The following is a 23746-nucleotide window of genomic DNA, read 5'->3' on the forward strand; positions in this document are numbered from 1 at the left end:
AAGATGTGAAGAAAAGCAAAGAAGATAGGTGGGGGATAACTGCCCGTAAAAGCCCGATTGGTTCAACTAACCATCAGTGGGGATAAAGCACCCCACTGATGGAAGTTTCACTTTATAAAAATGAGGAGGTTTAGAAATGCCAGAAAGTTTTTTAGATCGTGTTGGTAACTTCTTTCATATTGGGTATACAGAAAATGAAAGAAAACGTGATGATTATGATCAATTATATGAATATTTAAAATCTAAGGAAATAGAAGTAAGGCAACATATTGAGAAAGCAGAGTCCGCAAAGAGAAGTTATGAAGCAAAAAGTAACGGCTTGCCGTCTGAAAAAATTCCAGCTCGGGAATTTGAGGAGAAACGTCAACAAAAAGATGATATCTTATCGGGAATTATAACTTATTTTAAGCAGTCTTTAGATAACGTTACATATGCTAAAAATAGAGCATACAGTAAATATTTAGAGTATAAAGCAAAAGCAGAGGCAGAAGAACGGGAAGCTGCGGCACGGAAAAAATAAATGCAAACTATGAATTCGCACTGCATTTTAATAGAAACGGAGGTTGAAACATGAGTGGGAAAGAAATTGAAATTTCTGGTGAGAGAGCGGTAAATGCAATTGCTTATGCACAGCAAATTGAAAATAGTGTAAAAGAAGCACTCCAGCAGGCAAAAGACTTACAAGCAACTGTGACAAGCTCTCATTGGCAAGGAAAGACGCGAGATGCATTTCTATGTTATTTGGAGTTAATCATTCAGTTAAATGCCGATATGGCAGACGCACTTGAAGATCATACAAAAGCGTTGAAAGATCTCGACACACATATTCAGACATTCTCTAACACAACTGAAGTGCAAATAATTAAAAACCTGTAATAGAAATGAGGGATAAAACGATGCAAAATCACATAGAAGGCTTCAGTCCTTCTGAATTATATGTATTAGCTGGTGCAGCTGGCGTTACTTATTTATTTGGTTTACCTGAACGGGAAAAACTCATAATGGATGATGCCGATTGTGTAACGAAGGCAACCGAAAGCTTAAGGGGAAAAGGGCTCATTATGGAAGACGGCGGACTGACAATGGCTGCATTCCAATTCATTGAATTGCTGAAAGCGTATCAAGAAAGTCAGGAGTATACAAGGTTCAATAACCTCTTAGTAGGATTTTTACCAGATGACAAAGACCGAGTAGCTGTACTAACAGAAATAAAGCCAAATGAGGAATATGAACTCCATTACATACCGAAGCGGGATGTGTATGTATCGTTATTAGAAAGAATTCCATTTCTAATGAGAGAACCGAGAGAGAAAGATACTACGTTTTTAACAAATAAGATGCCGCAGGAAGAACAGGAAACATTTGAAGAAATGGATTTATCACAAAAAGAACTATTAGCAATAGAAACATTTAGTCGGCCACGTACAACAAGTTTAATAGAACAAGGAAAATGGGATTGTTTCTTATACTTCACAGAGGGAGACGATTATATCCAAATTGATGTAGAACGGAAACGATATGAATGGATTAGTCTATATGCTTTAAATAAGAAGATATATGATGTGTTAAAAATGCCGTATAAGAAATTTATTGATCCAAAAAGTCTATCATTAGGAGGAATAAACTGATGCACGTACAAATGACGGATGGCAGTTCAGAAGGAGGCGGCTCACAAGTTTTAGTTAATTTCACGGAAATGGTTGATATCGCAACGCGCCTGCAAAACATTTATAACCTGTATGCTGATGTCGTAGCGAAAAATATTGATAGTCTAACAAACTGCGATTTTTATCGAAAAGGCGAAGCAACAGAAGTCATTAAACATTACAACGAAATATTAGGAAAAACGATGGAGCTCGCAGACAACTATAGACAAGCGGCACTCGTTGTGAATTATACACTAGAAGAAATGATCAAAAAGGATGAAGAATTACAAAAAATCTTAGGTATCAGCGGTTAATCACTATACGGCAAAGGGGGATGAAAAAGAAATGGATGTGCATTACAAGCCAGATGCTTGGCAAGAAATGAAAGAAGGAATAGACCAACTAACAAAAGAGGCACTGAGAGAATTAACAAAAGTCAATGATCTTTTAGAAGAAATAGAGTCAAAAATACATTCTCTTGACTCCGACCGAAGTATTCACTTTCAACATACTAGTCAGCAAGGAAAAATCAATCGATTGCTTGACGACTATATCACACTAGGAAACTACTGCACACAAGCAGGGCAAGTTGTATCGAGACATATAGACGAACCCTTTTACAAAGACATGGACAAATTTGCGGGGAAAATGCGAGATCTATCGATTCGAAACTACTCAACAAAAAATCGAATTGGCTCTACTTCTACGACAACGATGCCAAACGTACATGGTTATGGCATGCCACAAACGATTACGACGAAAAAAGATAAAATAACGGTGGACGATATTTTCAAAGACTCCGTAGAATTTGATAAAGTTCTACGCGCGCAGTATAAAGAAATAAAACAAGAAAATCCAGATGCGAAGCTAGATTACGCCGAATATCGTAAACTAGTCCCATCCATGCGAGGATTCGAGTACAAAACGAGAGAAGACGAACAAAAAAAGCTGGAGACGTGGCGTGATCTTGTAATAGGAGCTGGACTTATCATTTTAACCATTGTTTGCCCGCCAGCTGGACTCACAGCCGCAGCTCTTTATGGCGGCTTACAACTTAAGAGTGCATACGACGGAAAAGACTGGGGAACCGGCAGAAAGTTAAGCGATGCCGAACGAGCAGAGAACGGGATATTCGGAGCGCTTGATGCCATCCCAGTCCTTGGAACAGCGGTAAAAGGATTCAAAGGATTAGACAGTGCTTTATCCTTGGCAAAACTATCAAAAATGCAAGAGGCAGGCAAAGTATTTAATCCAAATACAGGGAAAAATGTGGTACAATCGTTGCATAATAGTAAGAATATTATGCTTGACCGTATGAAACTAGGAAGCCTAAAAGTAGAAAAATACGGAAATGACAAGATGTATCAGCTTGGCGGAAAATTGGCGAAAAGCATAGATAATATGACAGCCAAAACCAAAAGCTTTGAAATCAATGAACATGGTGTAATAACAGCTAAGCAAGGTGGTACAGACTTCCATAGCTGGGTTAATAAGCATCATACAGAGAGTAGTAAGATTATAGATGATAAGATAAAGGGTGTAGAGGGTTCTCTTGATGAGAGAATTCTTAATAATTTAGGATTAAATGAAGAAAGTGCAGCATGGTTTTCTAACGCTTTAAAAAATGAAAAGATTCAACCGAGTGAATGGACAGGGAAACTGATATGTGCCAGCGGTGATGGAAAACATTTGACAGAACGTGAATTAAAATATATAAATCAAGAATTAAAAAAGGGAAATCATGTAGATCTTGATGAGATAAAATCTTTGAGAGAACAAGCGAGTCAACTAGCCGATGACTATGCAACTAAGATAAGAAGTGATGAAAAATGGACACAATTAACCAAGGAACATGCAGCATCAAAGCAGCCTTCTACAATACTTGGTCATGAATTAGAAAATGCAGGTATACCAAGACCACCAAGGCATGAAGCACATCATATTACTCCTTATAACCAAGGGAGATTACGTAAGTACATAGAGAAATACGGTATAGATGGAAATTCAGCTGCTAATGGGGTATTTCTACCACAAAATTATTCCACTAATTGGCCTGGGCAGGTTACGCATAGTGTATGGAATAACTTGGATGAAAAAGGGAATATGATGTTTAGGCATGGACAAGAATATATAGATTATTTAGAAAAGAAATTAAAAGAGATAGATAAATTAGATGTAAGAATCCTCTCGAAAGCAGATAAAAAACAAGAAATTTTATCTTTCCTTGAAGAAACAAGAGAAGGTTTACTAACGGGAAAAATACAATTCTTGTACAAAGATTGAAAATAGGGAGTGTTAATATGAAGATATGGCAACTCACAAATCTATTAGATTATGATGAATTAACTACTTATAATGAAAGCGAACAAGAAGTATTTGATAATGAATTTAATGGTACACCAATGCTCAATACATGGAAGCCCATTCAAATGAAGACGTTTAGCCAAGTGGAAAAAGCGGATCTATTAAGTTTTGAAGGGGAATCAATTCCTAGCCCACCTATCCTTACAAGAGAAGCTATAGATATTTTGTATGATTTAATGGAAGGTCAAGTAGAGTGTTTGCCACTTTTGCATGATACATATGACTGTTATGCTATAAACGTGACGAATACTTTGGAGTGTGTGGACCATGGAAAATCAGTTCCTACTAAATATGGTGGTTATGATGAATTTACTTTTATCCCAGAAAAAGTAGAAAATCAGCATATTTTTCGCAATAGTAATACTCAGCATTCATTAGGAGATTTTCCTATTATATCCGTAGAAATATTTGTATCAGACGAATTTAAAGAAAGAGTTACAAATAGTGGATTGAAAGGATTTCGTTTTAAATTAGTGTGGACATCCGATGAAGAAAACAATGAATCATTAATCGAAAACAACCCAATGATACGTCCGACACCGATAGAAGATTTTGAATCTCACATTCAGCAGTATTATGGTCCTATTACAAATCATATAGGAGCAAATTCAAAGATGGTAACAGATGTAGAATTGTATGATGTTGGACCTAATGAAACAGTAAATTATCATACATTAGTAACGTATCGAAATAGCTATTTACGTATGCCAGCACCATCAAGTGTAGATAGTGGCTATGCGGAACTTGTTATGCATCTGCCAAAGGATTGGGAAATATCTACGTCTACTTTGGAGCATTCCAAATATGGTTGGCCATTACGCCTTTTACAAAACTTTGGTAAAGATGTAATGCGAAATGGATATTGGTTAGGACAGTGGCTTGTATTTCCAAACCAATCGGAGGAAGATTTAAAACAGTCATATGTAGCTCAGCTAGGGGGAGCCGAATGGAATCCGAATGCCCCAATTCATCCTTATAGTGAAAGTACGGAGTTTTGTGGTGTTATGATTGTACCACCACTGCCACAATGTTCAGATGCTTTCAAAATGGAGTTCCGTGAAGATGGCAAAAGAATAGAAGGGGACTGGCCAATCTATTTCCATACATTACTACCATTATATAAAGAAGAAATTATTTGTTATTTCACAGAAGGTCATGATGTATTATTGCAAAAGCTAATGAAGAATGGCGTTGAAGCGGCATTTGACTTTAATCGGGAGAATACGTGTAAATAAGATTTGAAAGGAGCACCTAAACGATTTAAATTGTTTAGGTGTTTTATTTTTATAGATTAGAAATTAGGTTATAGGAAAAACGTGGGTACCGTCAATATTTTTTCATAAAAGGGTTGAATTAGTGGAATGGATTTTATCAAAAGAAATATTCAACCTATTACAACTGGAGAAAATTTTGATGATCAACCAAGAATCGATGGGTTAACTTGGTATCACCATCAGATACCTGAAAAGATACAATTAGTCGTTTCAAAAGTACATAAAGTAAATCATTTAGGTGGAAATACGTTATGGGGGGATGGAATCAGATGAGTAAGGTACAATGGAGATCACCGGATGAACCTATTACACGAGAAGATGTAAAGAATGTTGAACAGGAATTAGGCATTAATTTTCCTTTAGATTATATAGAATGTGTGATGAAGAATAATGGAGCGCATGTTAGTCCAGAGGTGTTTGAAGTTGAAGGGAAAAGAAAGGTTTTTGGAACGTTACTAACTTACGATATGGATGATGATGAAAATATTATAGAAGTATTTAATGATTACAAGGATACACTACCGGCAGAATTAGTTCCTTTTGCTTTTGACCCAGCAGGAAATTTAATATGTTTTGACTATAAAAATGACAAAAATAACCCTATTGTGGTATTTTGGGAACATGAAGGTGCATGGGAAAAAGAAGCGCTGATGGAAAGTGAAGGGATTACAGCAGAAGAGGCAGAGGAAGTAGCAAGAGAAAATGTATTTTATGTGGCAAGTAACTTCACTGAGTTTTTAAACAAATTACATGATTAATAGATAGTTAAAATAAAAGGGCTGTCCCGTAAGTTGGTTTCACTTGCTTATGAGATAGCCCTTTTTGTTTTAGAAGAAAATTATTTGTTTAACCGATATTTTAAATAAAAGATTCATATAAGAAAGCTGATAGCTAGTTTATTTAAAACTGGTCAGCGTAAGGATAGAATTTTCAGGAATGACAAGATGTATCAGCTTGGTGGAAAAATGGCTGAGGGTGTGGATCATGTATTAGCTTCCTTCAAGAGTTATGAACCAGCTGGAAATGGTACATTGGCAGCGAAGCAAGCTGGGGGACCAGGAAGAGTTATCGAATGGGTCAATAAGCATCATACAGAGAGTAGTAAGATTATAGATGATAAGATAAAGAGTGTAGAGGGTTCGCTTGCTAAGGGTACGGGTAAAGAAAGTAAGATTGATATTGGTAAAACTGATATAGATGCACTAAGGAAAAAATGGAATGTTCCAGAAACTGAAACAGTGGCAGTTGGAAAAACTGATGTAAAAGGATTAGAAGATTTGCATTTTGAAGGAGGATCGCCGAAAGTACGAAAAGAAGCTGGATTACCTGATTTAGATGAAGTAATGCCTGACAGGAATATTAAAGCCCCAAGGACTAACCCATTGTTCACTAGGCATGCAGAGGAAGGGGTTCTGAATGAATTTGATTCAGCAGTAATAAAGGCAGGTATAAAACCAGAAGATGTAACAGGAACATTAAAACTTCATCAATTGAATCCTTCAGGTGTATGTAGAAAGTGTTATCAGGGATTAGCGAACGATAAAGTTCCGCCTGGTGTGTTAAAGCAATTAAGTTTAAAATATCCTAATCTAAAAATCGAAGTAACATCGGAAATTGATGAAAGCATTAAAGTAACTGGTAGGCTTAATCTAATGATTAAAAATGGAAAGTATATTGATTAGTTGGAGGTTAATTATGGCTAATACTAACTTTAGTAGTTTAACAGAAGATGGTAAAGTAATATTTTTTCTTGGACTTTCAGAAAAAGTTTTGTCGGTATTTTCTCAAAAGGAAGATCAAATTTTAGCCCAGGAAGTTATATGTAAATGTTGGGAATGGCTAAAAGGTAAAGAAAATATAGGGGATATTCTTTATGAATTATTAGATAATGAGGAAAATGGTATAACAATAATTCAAGAGATGTCAGATAATGAAACAGATGTCATAGCTTGGAACTGTGTTATTGATGCAGTTGCTTATACTAGTAGAAAAGCATTTGAAAGAGAAGGTGTCAAATATTATCCAGAACCAATTGCTTTAGTGGATGATACATTAGTAGACCATTTTATGGATTGTTTTGGAAAATGTGTAGAGAATTCAGATAGTTATATTCAGAGAATAAATTTTTTATTGGATGATTATAAGAATGGGAATATTGCGAGTGATTTGCGGACAGAAGTTTTAAGGGAATTACAAATACAAAATTAACTATTACTCTATTATTTTATGAACTTTTTTGGAATAGAGTTATCAAATTAGAAAAGGATGTTTGCAGTTTAGAGTTGCAAGAATCCCTATTATGCATAGAAATAGCACTTGATTTCCTTTTAGGTAACAAGTGCTTTTGTTTTCTTATAAAGTATTTATGTCTGAACGATTAAAAATGCTTACTTGAAATTTAAAACTCATGATGGTTGTACCAGCAAGACATATTGTTTTAATACAGGGTTTGTGAGAAAAGTATGATAAATAGGCGAGATGACATTTTACTGGGTCACGAATATACACACATGGAATGGACATAAAACTAACGAACTCGTACAAACTCGTAAGTTTTAACGTAGTAGTTGTCATGACATATAAAAGGTGTCATACTGTTGCTATAAAACTTACAAATTTAATGATACTTAAAAACAAATGAACTTAAAGCACTTGATTGTGAAGTGAACCCAAAAAGTTAGACACATATTTTAAGCAACTAATGAGGAATGCGTTCTGTATTGTACAGGACTCATTCCTTTTAATTTTGTTTTAATTCGGTCATGATTGTAGTAGTGAATATATTTTTCTAATTCTAATTTAAAATGTTCCATACTTTCGAACTCTTGTAAGTAGAGTAATTCAGACTTTAATAAGCCAAAGAAATTTTCGATGACTGCGTTATCTAAACAATTCCCTTTACGAGACATACTTTGTGTAATTCCTTTTTCTTTCAATACATGTTGGTATTCCTTCATTTGATAGTGCCATCCTTGATCCGAGTGGAGGATAGGAAATTCACCATTTTTTAATTGTTGAAAAGCCTTATTCAACATCTTTGAGACTAATGGGTAAACAGGACGTTTCTCTATGTTATACGCAATAATTTCACCATTATATAAATCAAGTATCGGGGATAAACACAACTTCTCACCATGTATGTGGAATTCTGTCACATCTGTAACCCATTTCTCATTTGGTTTCGTTGCTCCAAAATCACGTTTTAGTATGTTTGGTGCAATATTACCAACTTTCCCACGATATGAGCGATACTTCTTCATACGGACAAGAGATTTTAAATTCATTTCGCTCATTAAGCGACGAACTGTTTTGTGATTTAATATGATACCTTGATTGCGTAATGTCCATGTAATACGACGATAGCCATATCGACCTTGGTGCTTATGAAAAATCTGTTGGATCATTTCTTTCACTTCGTGATATTTATCTGGGCAATCCATTCGTTTCACCCAGTAATAATAGGTACTGCGCGGAATATCAGCGACTTTTACTAAGTCAATGATTTTAAATTCGTGCCTCAACTCATAAATTATTTGCGCTTTGTCTTGTTCTGTGACTTTTCCTTTTCTTGAATTAAGGCATGTAACTTTTTTAAATACGCATTCTCCATACGTAATCTCTCAATTTCCGCTTTTAATGCTTCTTCTGATCCTTCTACTTGTTGATTGTTCTCTGGCTTCTTTTTCATAGGTGGACGCCCCTTTTCCTTTGGTTGAAGAGCGTCAATCCCTTGTGTTTCAAATAAATGTTTCCACTTCCACACAGTGCTAGAAGTAGGAATATTAAATACCGTAGTAGCTTCTGCGATGGACGCTCCCATCTCGCTTATAAATTTAAGTACGTCCATTTTAAACTCAACAGAGTAATTTTGTATATGTCTTTTGAAGACCTGCCAATCCATGTTTTTTAAACTTAGCTACCCATTTTTTTAACATCGTCATATCTACACAATGTTTTTGAGCTATATCTTTAAAGGATTCTACGCTGTTAAGATAATCGGTAACGGCAGATAACTTGGTTTCTAAAGAGTATCTTGTCATAAAAAAACTGCACCTCCAATTGTTAGACTGTGTCTAACAATTGGGGTGCAGTTCATTGTCTACAATAGGCAACGAGTGCTTTTTATTTTAAGATTACAACATAGGGTACGGGAAAGGATGGAACTTGTGCATATATAAATAAGAAAGGACAAACTGTTAGGTATCCTGATTTCACCCAATATGCATACCCTGCTGTTAAATTAGTAGAAATTGAAACTGCACGTCCAACGAACCTAGCATACTTTGTTCATTCTTTTTTAGCTTCCAATTCATTTTGCATGCGTTGCTTAAACTCCTTTGGAGAGCACTGATTATACCTTTTGAAAAGTTTATAGAACTGAGCCATGTTAGAGATACCAACTTCATAGCCTACATTTGTAATGCTAAGATCACTTGTCATTAATAAACATTCAGCTTTTTTTATTCGCTTATAATTAACGTAATCAATAAATGAAGTACCGATAATTTTTTTGAAATATTTTATGAAATAATGGTAGCTAAGTCCTAGTAATGAGCAAGCTTCTTCTACAGTAATCTTATCTTCCAAATGTTTGTCTACGTATTCAAGAACTGGCCGCAAGCGGTTCAGACCAATTCCCTCTGTATAGTTTAATATGTTGCGTGTGTCATTTCTTAAGAGTAATAGCATCATTCGCTTAATCGCAGAACTAATGGCAATTTCATATCCTCTCATTTGTGTTTGTGATTCTTGAAAGATTTCCATGATTAAAGTATATATTTCATCTCTTACAGTTTGTTTTTCTTCAAAAATATAGTTTATTTCGTTCAAAGGTTTGGTTTGTTCAGAGAAACAGTATATGTACGGCATAATACTTTCATCGAAATGTTTCCCTAAATCGATTTGAAACACTACATATCGTAAATCGTCCATTAGAGGTTTATGAGAACGATGCGGCTGAGAGGCACCTAAAACGATGACATCGCCTGGGCCCATTAGAACATACTCGTTTTTACTTTGTATCCCCAAATTCCCTTCAACGACGGCAATGAATTCTACTTCTTTATGATAATGCCAAGGGTGTTTTTCTATCGTACTGAAATGTTGTTTTTTCATATGAATTTCCCATATTTTTAGAAACAGCAACGGATTTTGATAAATGACTTTTTCATTAATAACCTCTAAATCGTTTTTTATTAAAGTCATACGCAATTTCTCTCCTTTAAAACATGCCACTTTTGTAAATAAAACATATCATAATTCTTCTTATTTTCTCTTTCGATTTTTAATAACCAAAAAAATGATGACACTTTTGAATAAAAAGACAGCCAAATTAAGCATATCCTTCATTCCTTATCTTTTCTATACTTATCACAAATAATGGAAAAAGGGGTGTTGTCATGTTAAAAGTAACTGTATGGAATGAAAATCGGCATGAGCAAATCAATCCTGTTGTAAGTGAAATATATCCGAATGGGATTCATGGCACAATTGCAGCATTTTTAACGGAAGCAGGGTTTGAAGTAAAAACGGCTACTTTAGATGAACCAGAACATGGATTAACAGATGAAGTATTGCATCAAACAGATGTATTAGTATGGTGGGGACACATGGCACATGAAGAAGTAGCAGATGAAATCGTTGAAAAGGTAAAACAACGTGTATTAGGCGGTATGGGATTAATTGTTTTGCATTCAGGTCATTTCTCTAAGATTTTCAAAACATTAATGGGTACAAGTTGCGATCTAAAATGGCGTGAAGCGGATGAAAAAGAACGTTTATGGGTTGTTGAGCCAAGCCATCCAATTGCAGAAGGAATTTCAGAATTCATTGAACTTGAACGTGAAGAAATGTACGGTGAACATTTTGATATTCCAGCGCCGGATGAATTGATATTTACAAGCTGGTTTGAAGGCGGAGAAGTGTTTAGAAGCGGCTGCACATACAAAAGAGGGAATGGCAAAGTGTTCTATTTTAGACCCGGACATGAAACATACCCAACGTACCATAACAAAGAGATTCAACGCGTAATCATAAATGCAATTCAATGGGCAAAGCCAGTAGAAAGAAAACGTCCTGTCTACGGCAATGCTAAGCCTCTTGAACAAATTGCTGTAAAAACGAATAAGTAAATTGAAACAAAGGGGATAAAAGTCATGGAGAAAATAAAAGTAGCGGTTATTGGTTGTGGAAGTATTGCAAAGTATCGTCATTTACCAGAATATCAATTCAATGAAAATGTAGAGCTAGTCGCAGTTTGTGATGTAAATGAAGAACGTGTAAATAGCGTGGCAAAGCAATATGGCGCGGCAGCGTATACAAAGTACGAAGAACTGTTAGCCAGCGGCATTGTGGATGCAGTTAGTGTATGTACACCCAACTATCTGCATGCGCCTATTTCGATTGCAGCTTTAAACAGCGGCGTTCATGTATTATGTGAAAAACCAATGGCTACATCAATAGAAGAAGCAAAAGCAATGATTGAAGCAGCAAAATCAAACGGCAAAAAATTAATGATTGGACACAATCAGCGCTTTGTCGCATCTCATCAAAAGGCGCGTGAGCTAATTAAAAAGGGCGAGATCGGTAAAATCTATAGCTTCCGCACAGCTTTTGGCCATGGCGGACCAGAAGGATGGAGCGTGGACGGCAAAGACAGCTGGTTCTTTAAAAAAGAAGAAGCATGTATTGGAGCGATGGGAGACTTAGGCGTTCACAAAACAGATTTACTTCGTTACCTACTGGGAGAAGAATTTGTAGAGGTTGGCGCATTTGTTGAAAGTAACGCAAAAGATTTCGCTGATGTTGATGATAATGCGGTATGTGTATTAAAAACGGAAAGTGGTGTCATTGGAACGCTTGCAGCAAGCTGGGCTTATAAGGGGAAAGAAGATAACTCAACGATTATTTATGGTGAGAAAGCAATTCTTCGTCTAGAAGAACATCCAGTCTATTCATTAATCGTTCAATATGCGACAGGGGAAGTTGTTAATTATGAACTAGGGAAAATTCAGTCGAATGACGAAGGCGGACAAAGTAATTCTCACGTGATTGAACAATTTGTACAAGCAATTTTGCATGATGAAGAACCAGCTGTTTCAGGAGAAGAAGGGTTAAAATCTCTTTCTGTCATTTTAGCAGCTTTACAATCAAGCAAAACAAAACAAATTACGCGCATATAAGAGGTGAATACCGTGAGAATTGGCATAATTGGAGCAGGAGGAATTGCCACTGGGCGGCATATTCCAGCGTTTAAACAGTTAGGTAATGAATGCGTCATTTGGGGCGTGAGTGATAGGAATCATGAAAGAGCTATAGAGGTAGCGAATAAGTTTGATATCCCGCAAGTATTTGCTAACTATAAAGATATGCTGAAAGAAGTAGATGCCGTCTGTATTTGTACGCCGAATGCATTTCATGCGGAAATTGCGATTACAGCTTTGCAAGCAGGCGTTCATGTATTATGTGAGAAACCAATGGCACTATGTAAACAGCAGTGCGAAAAAATGCTGGAAGCTTCAAAAGAAGCTGATAGAAAACTAGCAATTGCCTATCATTATCGTTTTATGAAAGAAGCACGAGCCGCAAAAAGAATGATGACAGAAGTAGGGCGTCCTCTCGTAGCGCGCGTAAAAGCGATGCGGCGCCGCAAAGTTCCTGGGTGGGGCGTATTTACGAATAAAGAACTGCAAGGCGGAGGAAGTTTAATAGATTATGGCTGCCATTTACTAGATTTATCTCTTTGGCTAATGGGGAACCCAAAACATACTGAAGTCCTTGGAAGTGCGTACAACGAATTAAGTAAAACACCTGGTCAGTTAAATCAATGGGGAACATTTGATCATGAGACATTTCATGTAGATGATCATGTAACCGCTTATATAAAATTTGAAAACGGTGCTTCATTGCTGCTGGAGACGTCTTGGTCTGCCAATATTGAAGATGATGAAGAACATGTTAGCATTTCCGGGGTAGACGGAGGGATTAACGTTTTTCCACTTGAACTTTACAAAGCGAAAAACGGCATGCTGCTGAATAGTACGGCAGCTTGGATAGAAGGAGAAGAAGATTATAGTTTCATGCAGGCTAAAAATTTCATTGATGCCTGCAAAGGAAATGCTGAGTTAGTAGTGAAGCCTGAAGAAGCGCTGCAAGTATCAGCTATTATCGATGAAATATATGACACTAGTAAAACAGGGGGGAAAATAAAATGAAACTAGGCGTATTTACCGTTTTATTTGCAGATCATTCATTTGAAGAGATGTTAGATAAAGTAAAAGCGGCAGGTCTTCATGCTGTTGAAATTGGAACAGGCTGCTATCCTGGAAATCATCACTGCCCGCTAGATGAACTGCTTGAAGATAAGGACAAAAGAGAAGCTTATCTAAAAAAAGTAACGGATCGAGAACTGATCATTAGTGCATTTAGCTGCCACGGCAATCCAATCTCACCGGAAGAAGGATTTGCGAAAGAGTCTGACGACACGCTTCGTAAAACGATTCAATTAGCAGCACTGCTGAACGTGCCGGTCGTAAACTGTTTTTCTGGAACAGCAGGGGATCACGAGGGAGCGAAATATCCAAACTGGCCTGTTACCCCGTGGCCAAATGAATATGCGGATGTATTAACTTGGCAGTGGGAACATAAGCTTATCCCTTATTGAAAAGAGCTCGGAGAATATGCAGAAAAACATAAAGTGAAAATTGGTTTAGAATTGCACGGCGGATTTTTAGTTCACACACCGTATACATTATTAAAACTTCGAGAAAAAACAAGCAAAGCAATCGGCGCCAACTTAGATCCAAGTCATTTATGGTGGCAAGGGATTGATCCTGTCGGAGCCATTAAAATTTTAGCAAAAGAAAATGCGATTCATCATTTTCATGCGAAGGATACGTACTTAGATCAAGATAATATTAATATGTATGGCCTGACAGATATGCAGCCGTACGGAGAAGTTCAAACGCGCGCTTGGACATTTCGATCAGTCGGATACGGCCATGATATGAAAGAGTGGTCAAATATGATGAGTGCACTTCGTACGTACGGATATGACTACGTAATAAGCATCGAACATGAAGATCCAATCATGTCGATTGAAGAAGGATTTAAACGTGCGGTTACGAACTTGAAAAGCATATTAATAGAAGAAACGCCTTCGCAAATGTGGTGGGTGTAATACAATTAATTAGAGTTTAAAGAAGAAAGCAGGTTCAGCCTGCTTCTTCTTTTTCATACATGTGTATCTGTCTGATCCAGCAAGTTTGCCAGTATCATGCCATTCTCTTGGTCTGCATCATACTGCACAATATCGTCATACTCAAACAGTTCGAATGCTTCGCCAAACTCTCGTTTCATAAAGTCGATAAATTCTCCAATGTTTTCTCCTACTTCTTTATTACGGCGAAACTCCATCATAATTGCTCTAAATCGGTGGGGAGGAATTTCGCATTTAATATGATAAGACTTACTGATGCCAAAAGAATCCCTTGAATCGTATAAGGTGTATGTATACAACAGAGAGCCATCTCCTTTTTTACATGATATGTATAGCGTTCCATAGTTGCATACATTTCATCCGCTTTACCGAAAACGAGCCGATATAACAGAAGTGATGAAAAAAGTCCTTGGAGGGGGAGGTTCGTAAATCCCTTTTTTCACATGAAAGAGTTATAAATATGAAATTTTTATAAATCGAGAAGTATGATGATCGCAACCTTTAGCCATAATTACAACTAAAGGTTTTTTATTATAAAAAATGACAAGGAGATAATTTTATGGAAAATAATAAAAATGCAATACTGGCTTTTGTTGTTTTAGCTTTAGGTTTAGTGTTTTTTGTTGGTGGTATGGTTCATTGGCTATGGTGGTCATCGTGAATAGTTACATGCACAAAGTCCTTGTTTTAGGGTAATTGGGGTCCCTGATAAGATAATTAAACGCTAATTACAAAAAACTTAACTGATATGAAAGTCTACTCCATATTTATGAAGACCCAATTTTTTAGCTATTGCTTGTGAAGAGAAATTATCCCACGTTGTACTGTAAAGAGGATGTAACCCTTCTCTCTTGATTTCGTTGGCCCAAGCAATAACACTTTTTGTTCCGTATCCGTTTCCTTTATAGGCTTCCAAAGTTTCCACACTAGCCTCTGCTGCTTTTGCACTCTTTCTCGCACTACAACATACAGAAACCGCAATACCGTCTTGAATAATAGCGAAACAAGGCTGTCTCCATTCAAACTCCCCCAATAGATTTGGAAAACCCACTTTTAGTAATTCCCTATTTTCATTTGTTACTCGAGCTGCATCTGATGTCATATTAAAATTTTCGGGAAAAACGTAAGCTGGGCCCATCCATATGCTTCTTATCGGTCTGATCTCATTTACAATAACAATTAAGTTTTTAAGGTCAACGATATGCTCATTGTTGTTAATCACTTGCAACACTTTATCCATCTTTGAATTTGGGAATATTGTATTGAAACGAATGACATTTCCTTCTCTAGTACGACCAAGAAAAAAGAAAGGAGCAACTAGACCTCCAGGCTCATTTATTTCTGTCATTCTGCCCGAATTATCATATTTGAATAATACATCCGCTTGTATTTCCATTAGCTTGTATTCTTGAGCCAAATTACATCTCCACCTTTCATATCCTGGAAACTGAATGTATCGGACTGTTCTGTCACAATTTCCACCTTAAACTGGGCTATGCCTTGCACATTTTGAAGATGGAGTTTTCTTGCCAATTTTCCGATAAACTATTCTAATAATCCAAGAAGAATGTACTCTTTGTGGGTTATTGAATCTGTTACTTTAAGGTTCTGTTCCCTTTGAAATTGTTTCTATTTATATCCGTATTATCCTTTTCTAGCTAAGAGAGAAATATATTTAAATATATTTACTATAGAATATAGGTGTTATAAACTATTATAAGTGGTAACGAATGTACTTTTTTGATTTCCTGAAAATTGAAGATTAAGAGATTCATATGAAATTTCTTTTTAAGAAGATTTGGAGAGGAGAATTGTTTTTTATGAAGCATCGAGTAGTAGCAGGTATTCTAGCAGTAAATTTATTAACATATCCAGTTAGTGGGTTAGCTCAAACAAATACATTTTCAGATGTACCTGATTGGGCAAAAGAATCGGTTACTTATTTAGTTAATAAACAGGTAATTAGCGGAATGCCAGATGGTACATTTGCACCAGATGGTACATTAACACGTGCTCAAGCGGCAACAATCATGACAAAAGCTTTAGGGTTACAAGTTAATGGAAATGCGAAACCATCTTTTAAAGATGCACAGAATCATTGGGCAACTCCGTACATCGCAGCTGCTGAAAAAGCAGGGATCATTGCAGGGGAAGGAAACGGTATATTTAATCCGGATGAACAAGTTACTCGTGCCGCTATGGCAGCGATGCTTGTGAATACATATAAATTGGATCAAGACGTTAGCGGAACGTTACCTACGAAATTTGCAGACTTAAAAGGCCATTGGGGTGAAAAGTTCGCAGGTATTTTAGTAGAATTAAATATCTCTGCCGGTACAGATAATGGCTGGAAACCAGATGCCCCTATAAAACGTGTAGAAGCAGCACAGCTTACTGCCAAAACGAATATGTTGAAAAATGACGGTCAACAGCAAACGAAAAAAATGTACATAGATAGAAAGTTCATAACATATCATCAGCCATCGCTATCATCAGGTATTACATCAAATCAACATGAACCTCAAACCGTTATCGTAAAAGGGGAACAAGATGGCTGGATTAAAATTGTAACGGATCAAGGAGATAAATGGACGCCGTTAAAAGAGAAAACAGAGTATATCGATAAAGCCTTTACTACATATCAAGAAGCATCACATTCGTCTAAAGTGATGGGGAAATATAATCCGCAAACGGTAACAGTCGTTGAAGAAAACGGAAGCTGGATTCGTATCCGTACAGACGCTGGCTTCCAATGGCTTGATAAAAATCAATTAAATCAAGCAAACTTCTTAGAAGGAAAAGCAATTATTATTGATCCAGGTCATGGCGGTATAGATCCAGGCCACGAAGGCGTAGACATGGATGAAAGTAAAATTGTATTAGACACATCCTTACGCGTACAGAAATTATTTGAACAAAAAACACCATTTACTGTATTGCTAACACATAATAATGACACAAGACCAGGAACAGATGCAAAAGATTCTCTAAAAAAACGAGTAGAATTTGCGCAAGCGAATCATGGGGATATCTTTGTAAGTATTCATGGCAATGGTTTTGATGGAACTGCTCAAGGTACAGAAACATACTATTACAAATCAGCAACGAGCCAAACAAACCCACATGTAGATGAAAGTCGTATGCTAGCAGAAAAAATTCAAAATCGTCTTGTGGATGCACTTGGAACAAGTGACAGAGGCGTAAAAGATGGCGACTTATATGTCGTTCGAGAAAACACAATGCCTGCTGTATTAACAGAACTAGGATTCGTTGACAACAAGATAGAGGGTGAAAAACTATCCTCTCCAGAATGGAGACAACGCGCTGCAGAAGCGATTTACGCTGGTATCTTAGACTATTATGAGTGGAAAGGTAATGACGTTTCTTCTTACCGTTAATAACAGATTTGTAGAATGGAAATGAGAAAGAGGCTGTCTGAAAGTGGGGCAGCCTCTTCTTATAAAATAATACAGCTTACTATATACACACTTCCGTAAATCCTACTCTCTCACTTTTTAAGCTTCTTTTAAAATCCTATACAAATGAATAGAAAAAGGTTATGACAAATCCAATTACAACAAATCCCTTATAGGTTATTTTAAGCTTAACTGATACATATGTAAAAACTGTGGAATGACATTAAAGTTGTTAAAAAAATAATATGGTCCTTTAAAAACATGGTGTAAGATTGGATTTTTATACCATGTTTTTTAGTTTCTTTATATAATAAAAAGAAATAATATTCAGATATTAATTCGGTCAATAAAAGCGTTGAATAAAATATTTGGAGGCATATTATGAAACAATTTAAAGTGGTTCACCCACATTATTCAAATTATCCGGAACCAATTGTTTTAGCTCAAGGAGATGTTGTTATATACGGAAGAGAAGATACTGAATTTCCAAACTGGATTTTTTGTGAAGCAATCCATTCTAAAAAGCGCGGATGGGTACCAAAACAAATATTAAGTACACCGAATGGGGAACAAATCGCGGCTGCGTTAACAGACTATTCCGCACACGAATTGACTGTTACTCCTAGTATGTTAGTCGAAAAAGAATTGGAACTCAATGAATGGAGTTTTGTTCATACCACACAGGCTGAGAAGGGCTGGGTACCTAATAAAGTATTAGCTATATTAGATGATAACCCTTCATTTATACTAGAATAGCTATTATTCATTATTCGCTATTCGAAAATGAAACAACTTAGAACTTCATTTAAGATAATTTGTAAACAGTTTTACATATCCTTCTACAAAATAAGGAATGGTAATAATGAACAAAATACAAGGTAGGGGATAATCATGCATAAGGATTTTCAAGATAACTTCATTCGAATTCATATGTTATATCACGCAAATGAACAAAGCATTTCAACTAGCCAAATGAAACAGGAACTTGAAAAACATGGGTACCAAGTTAGTCAAAATGAAATACAAAAACAGTTACAGCATTTAGCTAGCGAACAATTTTTAACATCCTCTCAAGAATCAACTTATTCCATTACCTCAAATGGAAAGCAAGAGCTGAAAGATGTACAAAACAAATTAAAAATACTGGATGAAGAAGTATTACACTAAAAAAGAGCCAATTAAGGCTCTTTTTACTTTCGTCTATTCAAAGAAAATATACACGTGTATAAAAATTTGTTATGGAAAGGGTAAAATTTTTTAGACAAAGTGCAAATACAATTGATTGGTTATTGATAATATTCAGTTCCTAAATTCCGGCACAATATTTGCTAATAAAAAATAGGAAACTTTTAAAATAACAAGCATCTCATATGAGAATACAAATATCGGAGGGACAAGAAATGAATATTAGCAAAATGTACACAACAATTGATGCACATGTAGCCGGGGAACCATTACGCATTATTACAGGCGGGGTACCAGTGATAAAAGGCACAACACAATTAGAAAGACGAGCATATTGTATGGAGCACTTGGACCATCTTCGTGAAGTTTTGATGTATGAACCGAGAGGACATCATGGTATGTACGGTTGTATCATTACACCTCCTGCAAGTTCACATGCTGATTTTGGAGTATTGTTTATGCATAATGAAGGTTGGAGTACAATGTGCGGCCATGGAATTGTTGCTGTAATCACGGTCGGAATTGAAACGGGCATGTTCGAAGTGGCAGGAGAAGAACAAAAATTCATTATTGATAGCCCGGCAGGAGAGGTTATCGCGTATGCAAAATACATCGGAAATCAAGTGGAATCCGTGACATTTGAAAATGTTCCTTCTTTTGTTTACAAGAAAGATGTTCCTGTAAAAATTGACGGCTATGAATTTCAAGTAGACATTGCTTTTGGAGGAGCTTTCTATGCTGTTGTAGACAGTAAAGAATTTGGTTTAAAAGTAAACTTTAAAGATTTATCTGCTATTCAAACGTGGGGCGGGAAAATTAAACACTACATTGAAAGTCAAATGGAAGTAAAACATCCTCTCGAAGAAGATTTAAAGGGAATATATGGCGTTATCTTTTCAGACGAACCAAATGGAAAAAATGCCACGTTACGAAATGTAACCATTTTTGCTGATGGGCAAGTAGATCGCTCTCCTTGCGGCACAGGTACTTCAGCTAGACTTGCAACGCTTGTTGAAAATGAAGTGCTACAAGAAGGCGGAAGTTTCGTCCATGAATGCATTACTGACGGACAATTTATTGGAGAAGTGTTGTCATCGACAAAAGTAGGTGAATACGAGGCAATCATTCCAAAAGTGACTGGTCAGGCGTTTATTACAGGATTCCACCAATTTGTAATGGACCCAAGAGATCCGTTAAAACAAGGTTTTTTATTGGCTTAATGTTTAGAAAACAAGGGGATTGAAGCTGAAATGGTGAAGTAACTGTTATATTGGCAAATGATTCAGGAAAGGACGAGGTAATATGCTAGTCATAAATGCAGCTGAACAAAGAAGTTTAGTAGATATGAATGAAGTAATTGAATACGCGGCGATTGCCCTACAAGAGTTTTCTGCAGAAAGAACAATCACTCCGATTCGCTATTCTTTACCATTTTCTAATTCAAAAAATACCGCATTAATGATGCCTTCAGTAGCTGAAGACCTTGGTGCGCTTGGATTAAAAGTAGTAACGGTAGCTCCAAATAATCCCAAAATAGGAAAGAAGACAATAAACGGAGTTGTGATGCTATCAGATTTTGAAACAGGAGAACCACTTGCTCTTTTAGAAGGATCGTATTTAACAATGATTCGAACAGGAGCATTATCAGGTGTAGCGACGAAGTACCTAGCCCGTCAAAATGCGAAAAACTTATGCATCATCGGTACAGGAGAACAAGCAAAAGGGCTTGCTGAGGCCATGCTCGCTGTGCGAGACATTGAAAAAATTATGCTCTATAACCGGACAGAACAAAAGGCTGCCGAGTTTGCCGAGTATATTAAAGAGAAATTTAATAAACCTGTTTACATATACACAGATGCGAATGAAGCAGTGCGTGAGGCAGATATTGTTGTCACGACAACGAACTCCGTAACACCCGTTTTCTCAGACACATTAAAACCTGGTGTTCACGTAAATGCTGTTGGTTCATTCAGACCGGTGATGCAAGAACTGCCTTCTCATGTCATTTCCTCAGCTAATAAAGTAGTCGTGGAATCAAAAGAAGCAGCACTAGAAGAAACCGGCGATCTCCAAGTCCCAATACAAGAAGGACTTTTCAAAGAAAGCGATATTCACGCAGAACTCGGACAAATTATAAGCGGCGAACGAATTGGCAGGGAAAGCGATCAAGAAATTACCGTATTTAAATCTGTCGGACTGGCCGTTGTGGATATTGTGGTAGCGAAGTATTTTTATGAGAAAGCTGTTGAGAATGGTGCGGGTCTTAGGGTTGAATTGTAGGTTGTGACATACCAGAGTTTGACGCTGATAACACAGCCCCATAAAATGAATGTATACGAAATGGGGGTTTTTGTTTGGTAAACTTATGTTTAGAGCTGGGGAAGTATCATTTATAGCATAAAGAAAAGAAGAGGAGACTATAGATGGATATTTTAATTCAACAAGAGCTTATTGAAGACTACGATAAGACGGAAGAAATTGTGAAAAGAGCCTTTTTCAATGAAGAATTTAGCGATAAGAAAGAACATATACTTGTAAATCGGATTCGGAAATCAGATGCATTTATTCCGGATCTTTCATTGGTTGCATTCAATCAGGATAAGGATATGATTGGCCATATTCTGTTGTCTAAAATAAAGATTGTAGATGGTGATCACGCTGTCGATTCTTTGGCACTCGCTCCAGTTGCTGTTGTACCTGAGCATCAGAAAAAAGGAATTGGCAGTCAATTAATTCATGCTGCGTTAAAAAAAGCAAAAGAACTGGGGTATCGATCAGTAATTGTGTTGGGACATAAAGAATACTATCCAAAGTTTGGCTTTCAACCAGCCAGCTTATGGAATATACAAGCTCCATTTGATGTGCCTGCCGAAATATATATGGCCTTAGAGCTAACCGAGAATGCACTTGAAAATGTCCAAGGTATCGTTCATTATTCAGAAGCTTTTTCAGAGTTATAATTAAAGAGGTTGTCCATAGAATTCGCTTTCTATGAACAGCCTCTTTTTGTATGGTGAAATTTGTCTAAGGGTCTTTATTACATATAATGTGGAATATTTTTTTGTTTTGGGGAACAATGAATTTTTTAGCTTGATGGCGATAGGGTTACGTCACGAAACAGAAAAAATCATACGGTAAGAAATGAAAAAAACGGATTCCATTTCACAAGAAACTCCGGCCCTTTCTATATCAGCTTCTTAGCGCGCTAAATTCTTTCGTTAACAATCCATTATATTCTATAACTTAAGAAATATTTTTTTCTATCTTTTTCGCAATAGAATGTGAAGATATTCTACCATGCAATAAATAGTAAACTCCAATTCCAATTAATATAAGGAATGAACAATAAAAATATATGGAGCCATAATCAATTTTAGATGCTGCAATACCAAAGATAAATGATCCAATGCCGAACCCAAAATCAAATATAGAGAGGAATGTAGCCGTAGCCAAAGCTCTTTTTTCAGGAGGTGCTACTTGAATGGCGATGGTTTGAAGACTAGGAAACGTGGTTCCCCAGCCCAATCCAATAAGAGCTGCTGATAAAAGAAATAACAAGGACGTATTCGATACACTCAATAAGAACGTACCGACTGCAAAGGATAAAATAGCGGGATAAATTATTATATTTGCCCCGAATACATCAAACCATTTTCCAGTAAAAGGCCGGGAAATTAAAAGGACCACTGCGTACACAACAAAGAAATAACCAGCAGCTTCCACTAAATTATGCTCTTTAGCAAATATGGATACGAAAGAAATAATTCCTGAATATATCAATGCAAAGAAAGCTGAAACCATCGATACAGGAATGGCGGAGTTTTCTAAAAACCCTCCAATTTTCACACCTGTATTTCGTTCAATTGTTCGTTCTGGCATAATAGTTTTCTTAGGTAATGTAACAAATAATCCTGCAACGAGTGCAAAGAGAGAACATAGTGTATTTATGATAAACATTACATTTGTCCCTGCTTGATGCATAACGGTTAAACCTAAAAGGGGACCAATAGCCATACCAAGATTTAGCGTTAGTCCATAGTACCCCATCCCTTCTCCTTTGCGAGAGTCTGGGATGATATCGGCAACAATTGCTCCAGTGGCCGTTGTTGCCATTCCAAAGCCAATTCCATGAAAAAAGCGAAGAACTAGCAAGCCAATTATAGATTGTGGAATAAAATAGAAAATTGACGCTGTGGAAAGAACTAGGAGGGAACTTATAAAAACGGTATACTTTCCTGACTTTTCAATCCATTTACTTGCAAATGGACGCGTTAGGATAGATGCAATCAAAAAAACTGTAGTAATAAGTCCTGCTTCAGACTCGGCACCGTGCAATTCTTGTAAAGCATATATCGGCAGTGTAACCAACAAATAATAAAATGTTGTAAACACAAGAAAATTAGTAATGGCAATACTGATAAAATTTTTTGTCCATAATTTGGGTTTATCCAATATTTCCACCTCCCATATAATTCATAGTAAGTTCCTACGCTTGGTCTTTCCCATCAGATAAACATGAAGAGCCATGTTTGAATTATTTTCATTCTATTTTATTTGCTTACTTATATTATCACCTACATATTTATATGGAAAATATCTATAATGTTACTTATATATATCAAAATCATATATATTATGGAGGGA

General features: G+C 36.4%; 23 protein-coding genes and 2 pseudogenes. 20 read left to right on the top strand and 5 right to left on the bottom strand.

What is annotated here, in order from left to right; all coding sequences use genetic code 11:
* Positions 1-136 precede the first annotated feature (136 nt).
* From AB1284_RS02515 to AB1284_RS02560, 10 genes are all read left to right on the top strand, one after another.
* Positions 137-520: a hypothetical protein gene (locus tag AB1284_RS02515; protein WP_429751930.1), complete on the top strand. Its 384-nt coding sequence runs from the start codon at positions 137-139 to the stop codon at positions 518-520.
* A 50-nt stretch (positions 521-570) separates the two neighbouring features.
* On the top strand, positions 571-876 hold the full coding sequence (locus tag AB1284_RS02520) for a WXG100 family type VII secretion target (protein WP_429751928.1): 306 nt from the start codon (positions 571-573) through the stop codon (positions 874-876).
* A gap of 20 nt (positions 877-896) precedes the next feature.
* Positions 897-1628 carry a DUF5081 family protein gene (locus tag AB1284_RS02525; protein ID WP_429751927.1) on the top strand — a complete coding sequence of 244 codons (732 nt, stop codon included), beginning with the start codon at positions 897-899 and terminating at the stop codon, positions 1626-1628.
* A complete protein-coding gene (locus AB1284_RS02530; protein ID WP_429751925.1) occupies positions 1628-1960 on the top strand; it encodes a hypothetical protein in 333 nt (110 codons plus the stop codon). The genes AB1284_RS02525 and AB1284_RS02530 overlap by 1 nt, the downstream gene beginning before the upstream one ends.
* 31 nt (positions 1961-1991) lie before the next feature.
* Complete coding sequence (locus AB1284_RS02535) at positions 1992-3929, top strand: AHH domain-containing protein (RefSeq protein WP_429751923.1); 1938 nt, start codon at positions 1992-1994, stop codon at positions 3927-3929.
* 17 nt (positions 3930-3946) lie between these two features.
* Entirely contained in the window at positions 3947-5245 is a 1299-nt protein-coding gene (locus AB1284_RS02540) for a suppressor of fused domain protein (RefSeq protein ID WP_429751921.1), read from the top strand.
* Between the two features lie 126 nt (positions 5246-5371).
* Complete coding sequence (locus tag AB1284_RS02545; RefSeq protein WP_429751920.1) at positions 5372-5557, top strand: HNH endonuclease; 186 nt, start codon at positions 5372-5374, stop codon at positions 5555-5557.
* A complete protein-coding gene (locus AB1284_RS02550) occupies positions 5554-6042 on the top strand; it encodes an SMI1/KNR4 family protein (RefSeq protein ID WP_429751918.1) in 489 nt (162 codons plus the stop codon). Before AB1284_RS02545 ends, AB1284_RS02550 begins: the two co-directional genes overlap by 4 nt.
* Positions 6043-6228: 186 nt before the next feature.
* Positions 6229-6966 (top strand): hypothetical protein, encoded by a 738-nt coding sequence (locus tag AB1284_RS02555; RefSeq protein ID WP_429751916.1) that lies wholly within the window; start codon positions 6229-6231, stop codon positions 6964-6966.
* A gap of 13 nt (positions 6967-6979) precedes the next feature.
* Positions 6980-7492 (top strand): Imm6 family immunity protein, encoded by a 513-nt coding sequence (locus tag AB1284_RS02560; RefSeq protein ID WP_429751914.1) that lies wholly within the window; start codon positions 6980-6982, stop codon positions 7490-7492.
* Between the two features lie 482 nt (positions 7493-7974).
* Here AB1284_RS02560 and AB1284_RS02565 read toward each other — a convergent pair.
* Both AB1284_RS02565 and AB1284_RS02570 read right to left on the bottom strand, forming a co-directional pair.
* A pseudogene (locus AB1284_RS02565) lies at positions 7975-9324 on the bottom strand (IS3 family transposase).
* A 247-nt stretch (positions 9325-9571) separates the two neighbouring features.
* The gene (locus tag AB1284_RS02570) at positions 9572-10489 is read right to left on the bottom strand and encodes an AraC family transcriptional regulator (protein WP_429751912.1); all 918 of its coding nucleotides are present in this window, start codon (positions 10487-10489) and stop codon (positions 9572-9574) included.
* 194 nt (positions 10490-10683) lie between these two features.
* On the opposite strand from AB1284_RS02570, the gene AB1284_RS02575 reads away from it, so the two are divergent.
* From AB1284_RS02575 to AB1284_RS02590, 4 genes and pseudogenes are all read left to right on the top strand, one after another.
* Positions 10684-11415 (top strand): ThuA domain-containing protein, encoded by a 732-nt coding sequence (locus AB1284_RS02575; RefSeq protein WP_429751910.1) that lies wholly within the window; start codon positions 10684-10686, stop codon positions 11413-11415.
* A gap of 24 nt (positions 11416-11439) precedes the next feature.
* Entirely contained in the window at positions 11440-12465 is a 1026-nt protein-coding gene (locus AB1284_RS02580) for a Gfo/Idh/MocA family protein (protein WP_429751909.1), read from the top strand.
* Positions 12466-12477: 12 nt separating this feature from the next.
* Positions 12478-13497: a Gfo/Idh/MocA family protein gene (locus AB1284_RS02585; protein WP_429751907.1), complete on the top strand. Its 1020-nt coding sequence runs from the start codon at positions 12478-12480 to the stop codon at positions 13495-13497.
* Positions 13494-14462 (top strand): annotated as a pseudogene (locus tag AB1284_RS02590) (sugar phosphate isomerase/epimerase family protein). The gene AB1284_RS02585 and the pseudogene AB1284_RS02590 overlap by 4 nt, the downstream one beginning before the upstream one ends.
* Positions 14463-14515: 53 nt before the next feature.
* Here AB1284_RS02590 and AB1284_RS02595 read toward each other — a convergent pair.
* Positions 14516-14800: a hypothetical protein gene (locus AB1284_RS02595; RefSeq protein WP_429751905.1), complete on the bottom strand. Its 285-nt coding sequence runs from the start codon at positions 14798-14800 to the stop codon at positions 14516-14518.
* Positions 14801-15240: 440 nt separating this feature from the next.
* A complete protein-coding gene (locus AB1284_RS02600; protein ID WP_429751903.1) occupies positions 15241-15918 on the bottom strand; it encodes a GNAT family N-acetyltransferase in 678 nt (225 codons plus the stop codon).
* 403 nt (positions 15919-16321) lie between these two features.
* Here AB1284_RS02600 and AB1284_RS02605 point away from each other — a divergent pair, with 403 nt between their 5' ends.
* The 6 genes from AB1284_RS02605 to AB1284_RS02630 all read left to right on the top strand — a co-directional run bounded on the left by AB1284_RS02605 (position 16322) and on the right by AB1284_RS02630 (position 22062).
* Positions 16322-17899, top strand: coding sequence for an N-acetylmuramoyl-L-alanine amidase (locus AB1284_RS02605; RefSeq protein WP_429751902.1), 1578 nt, complete (start codon positions 16322-16324; stop codon positions 17897-17899).
* Positions 17900-18298: 399 nt separating this feature from the next.
* Positions 18299-18673 (top strand): SH3 domain-containing protein, encoded by a 375-nt coding sequence (locus AB1284_RS02610; protein ID WP_429751900.1) that lies wholly within the window; start codon positions 18299-18301, stop codon positions 18671-18673.
* 135 nt (positions 18674-18808) lie between these two features.
* Complete coding sequence (locus tag AB1284_RS02615; protein ID WP_429751898.1) at positions 18809-19084, top strand: winged-helix domain-containing protein; 276 nt, start codon at positions 18809-18811, stop codon at positions 19082-19084.
* A 233-nt stretch (positions 19085-19317) separates the two neighbouring features.
* Positions 19318-20322: a proline racemase family protein gene (locus tag AB1284_RS02620; RefSeq protein ID WP_429751896.1), complete on the top strand. Its 1005-nt coding sequence runs from the start codon at positions 19318-19320 to the stop codon at positions 20320-20322.
* A gap of 82 nt (positions 20323-20404) precedes the next feature.
* On the top strand, positions 20405-21382 hold the full coding sequence (locus AB1284_RS02625) for an ornithine cyclodeaminase family protein (protein WP_429751895.1): 978 nt from the start codon (positions 20405-20407) through the stop codon (positions 21380-21382).
* A 143-nt stretch (positions 21383-21525) separates the two neighbouring features.
* Complete coding sequence (locus tag AB1284_RS02630) at positions 21526-22062, top strand: GNAT family N-acetyltransferase (protein WP_429751894.1); 537 nt, start codon at positions 21526-21528, stop codon at positions 22060-22062.
* A gap of 283 nt (positions 22063-22345) precedes the next feature.
* Here the strand turns inward: AB1284_RS02630 and AB1284_RS02635 are convergent, their stop codons facing one another.
* On the bottom strand, positions 22346-23554 hold the full coding sequence (locus tag AB1284_RS02635) for an MFS transporter (RefSeq protein WP_429751892.1): 1209 nt from the start codon (positions 23552-23554) through the stop codon (positions 22346-22348).
* Positions 23555-23746 lie beyond the last annotated feature (192 nt).

The sequence above is a fragment of the Bacillus sp. S2(2024) genome, from assembly GCF_050474045.1.
Taxonomy (GTDB): Bacteria; Bacillota; Bacilli; order Bacillales; family Bacillaceae_G; genus Bacillus_A; species Bacillus_A yunxiaonensis.

What these genes read in the sequence shown, in the direction of transcription:
- AB1284_RS02625 (WP_429751895.1), top strand. Translation starts at nt 20,405, where the DNA reads ATGCTAGTCATAAATGCAGCTGAACAAAGAAGTTTAGTAGATATGAAT.
- AB1284_RS02615 (WP_429751898.1), top strand. Translation starts at nt 18,809, where the DNA reads ATGCATAAGGATTTTCAAGATAACTTCATTCGAATTCATATGTTATAT.
- AB1284_RS02605 (WP_429751902.1), top strand. Translation starts at nt 16,322, where the DNA reads ATGAAGCATCGAGTAGTAGCAGGTATTCTAGCAGTAAATTTATTAACA.
- AB1284_RS02520 (WP_429751928.1), top strand. Translation starts at nt 571, where the DNA reads ATGAGTGGGAAAGAAATTGAAATTTCTGGTGAGAGAGCGGTAAATGCA.
- AB1284_RS02580 (WP_429751909.1), top strand. Translation starts at nt 11,440, where the DNA reads ATGGAGAAAATAAAAGTAGCGGTTATTGGTTGTGGAAGTATTGCAAAG.
- AB1284_RS02550 (WP_429751918.1), top strand. Translation starts at nt 5,554, where the DNA reads ATGAGTAAGGTACAATGGAGATCACCGGATGAACCTATTACACGAGAA.
- AB1284_RS02610 (WP_429751900.1), top strand. Translation starts at nt 18,299, where the DNA reads ATGAAACAATTTAAAGTGGTTCACCCACATTATTCAAATTATCCGGAA.
- AB1284_RS02630 (WP_429751894.1), top strand. Translation starts at nt 21,526, where the DNA reads ATGGATATTTTAATTCAACAAGAGCTTATTGAAGACTACGATAAGACG.
- AB1284_RS02525 (WP_429751927.1), top strand. Translation starts at nt 897, where the DNA reads ATGCAAAATCACATAGAAGGCTTCAGTCCTTCTGAATTATATGTATTA.
- AB1284_RS02515 (WP_429751930.1), top strand. Translation starts at nt 137, where the DNA reads ATGCCAGAAAGTTTTTTAGATCGTGTTGGTAACTTCTTTCATATTGGG.
- AB1284_RS02535 (WP_429751923.1), top strand. Translation starts at nt 1,992, where the DNA reads ATGGATGTGCATTACAAGCCAGATGCTTGGCAAGAAATGAAAGAAGGA.
- AB1284_RS02575 (WP_429751910.1), top strand. Translation starts at nt 10,684, where the DNA reads ATGTTAAAAGTAACTGTATGGAATGAAAATCGGCATGAGCAAATCAAT.
- AB1284_RS02540 (WP_429751921.1), top strand. Translation starts at nt 3,947, where the DNA reads ATGAAGATATGGCAACTCACAAATCTATTAGATTATGATGAATTAACT.
- AB1284_RS02555 (WP_429751916.1), top strand. Translation starts at nt 6,229, where the DNA reads ATGTATCAGCTTGGTGGAAAAATGGCTGAGGGTGTGGATCATGTATTA.
- AB1284_RS02545 (WP_429751920.1), top strand. Translation starts at nt 5,372, where the DNA reads ATGGATTTTATCAAAAGAAATATTCAACCTATTACAACTGGAGAAAAT.
- AB1284_RS02570 (WP_429751912.1), bottom strand. Translation starts at nt 10,489, where the DNA reads ATGACTTTAATAAAAAACGATTTAGAGGTTATTAATGAAAAAGTCATT.
- AB1284_RS02530 (WP_429751925.1), top strand. Translation starts at nt 1,628, where the DNA reads ATGCACGTACAAATGACGGATGGCAGTTCAGAAGGAGGCGGCTCACAA.
- AB1284_RS02560 (WP_429751914.1), top strand. Translation starts at nt 6,980, where the DNA reads ATGGCTAATACTAACTTTAGTAGTTTAACAGAAGATGGTAAAGTAATA.
- AB1284_RS02620 (WP_429751896.1), top strand. Translation starts at nt 19,318, where the DNA reads ATGAATATTAGCAAAATGTACACAACAATTGATGCACATGTAGCCGGG.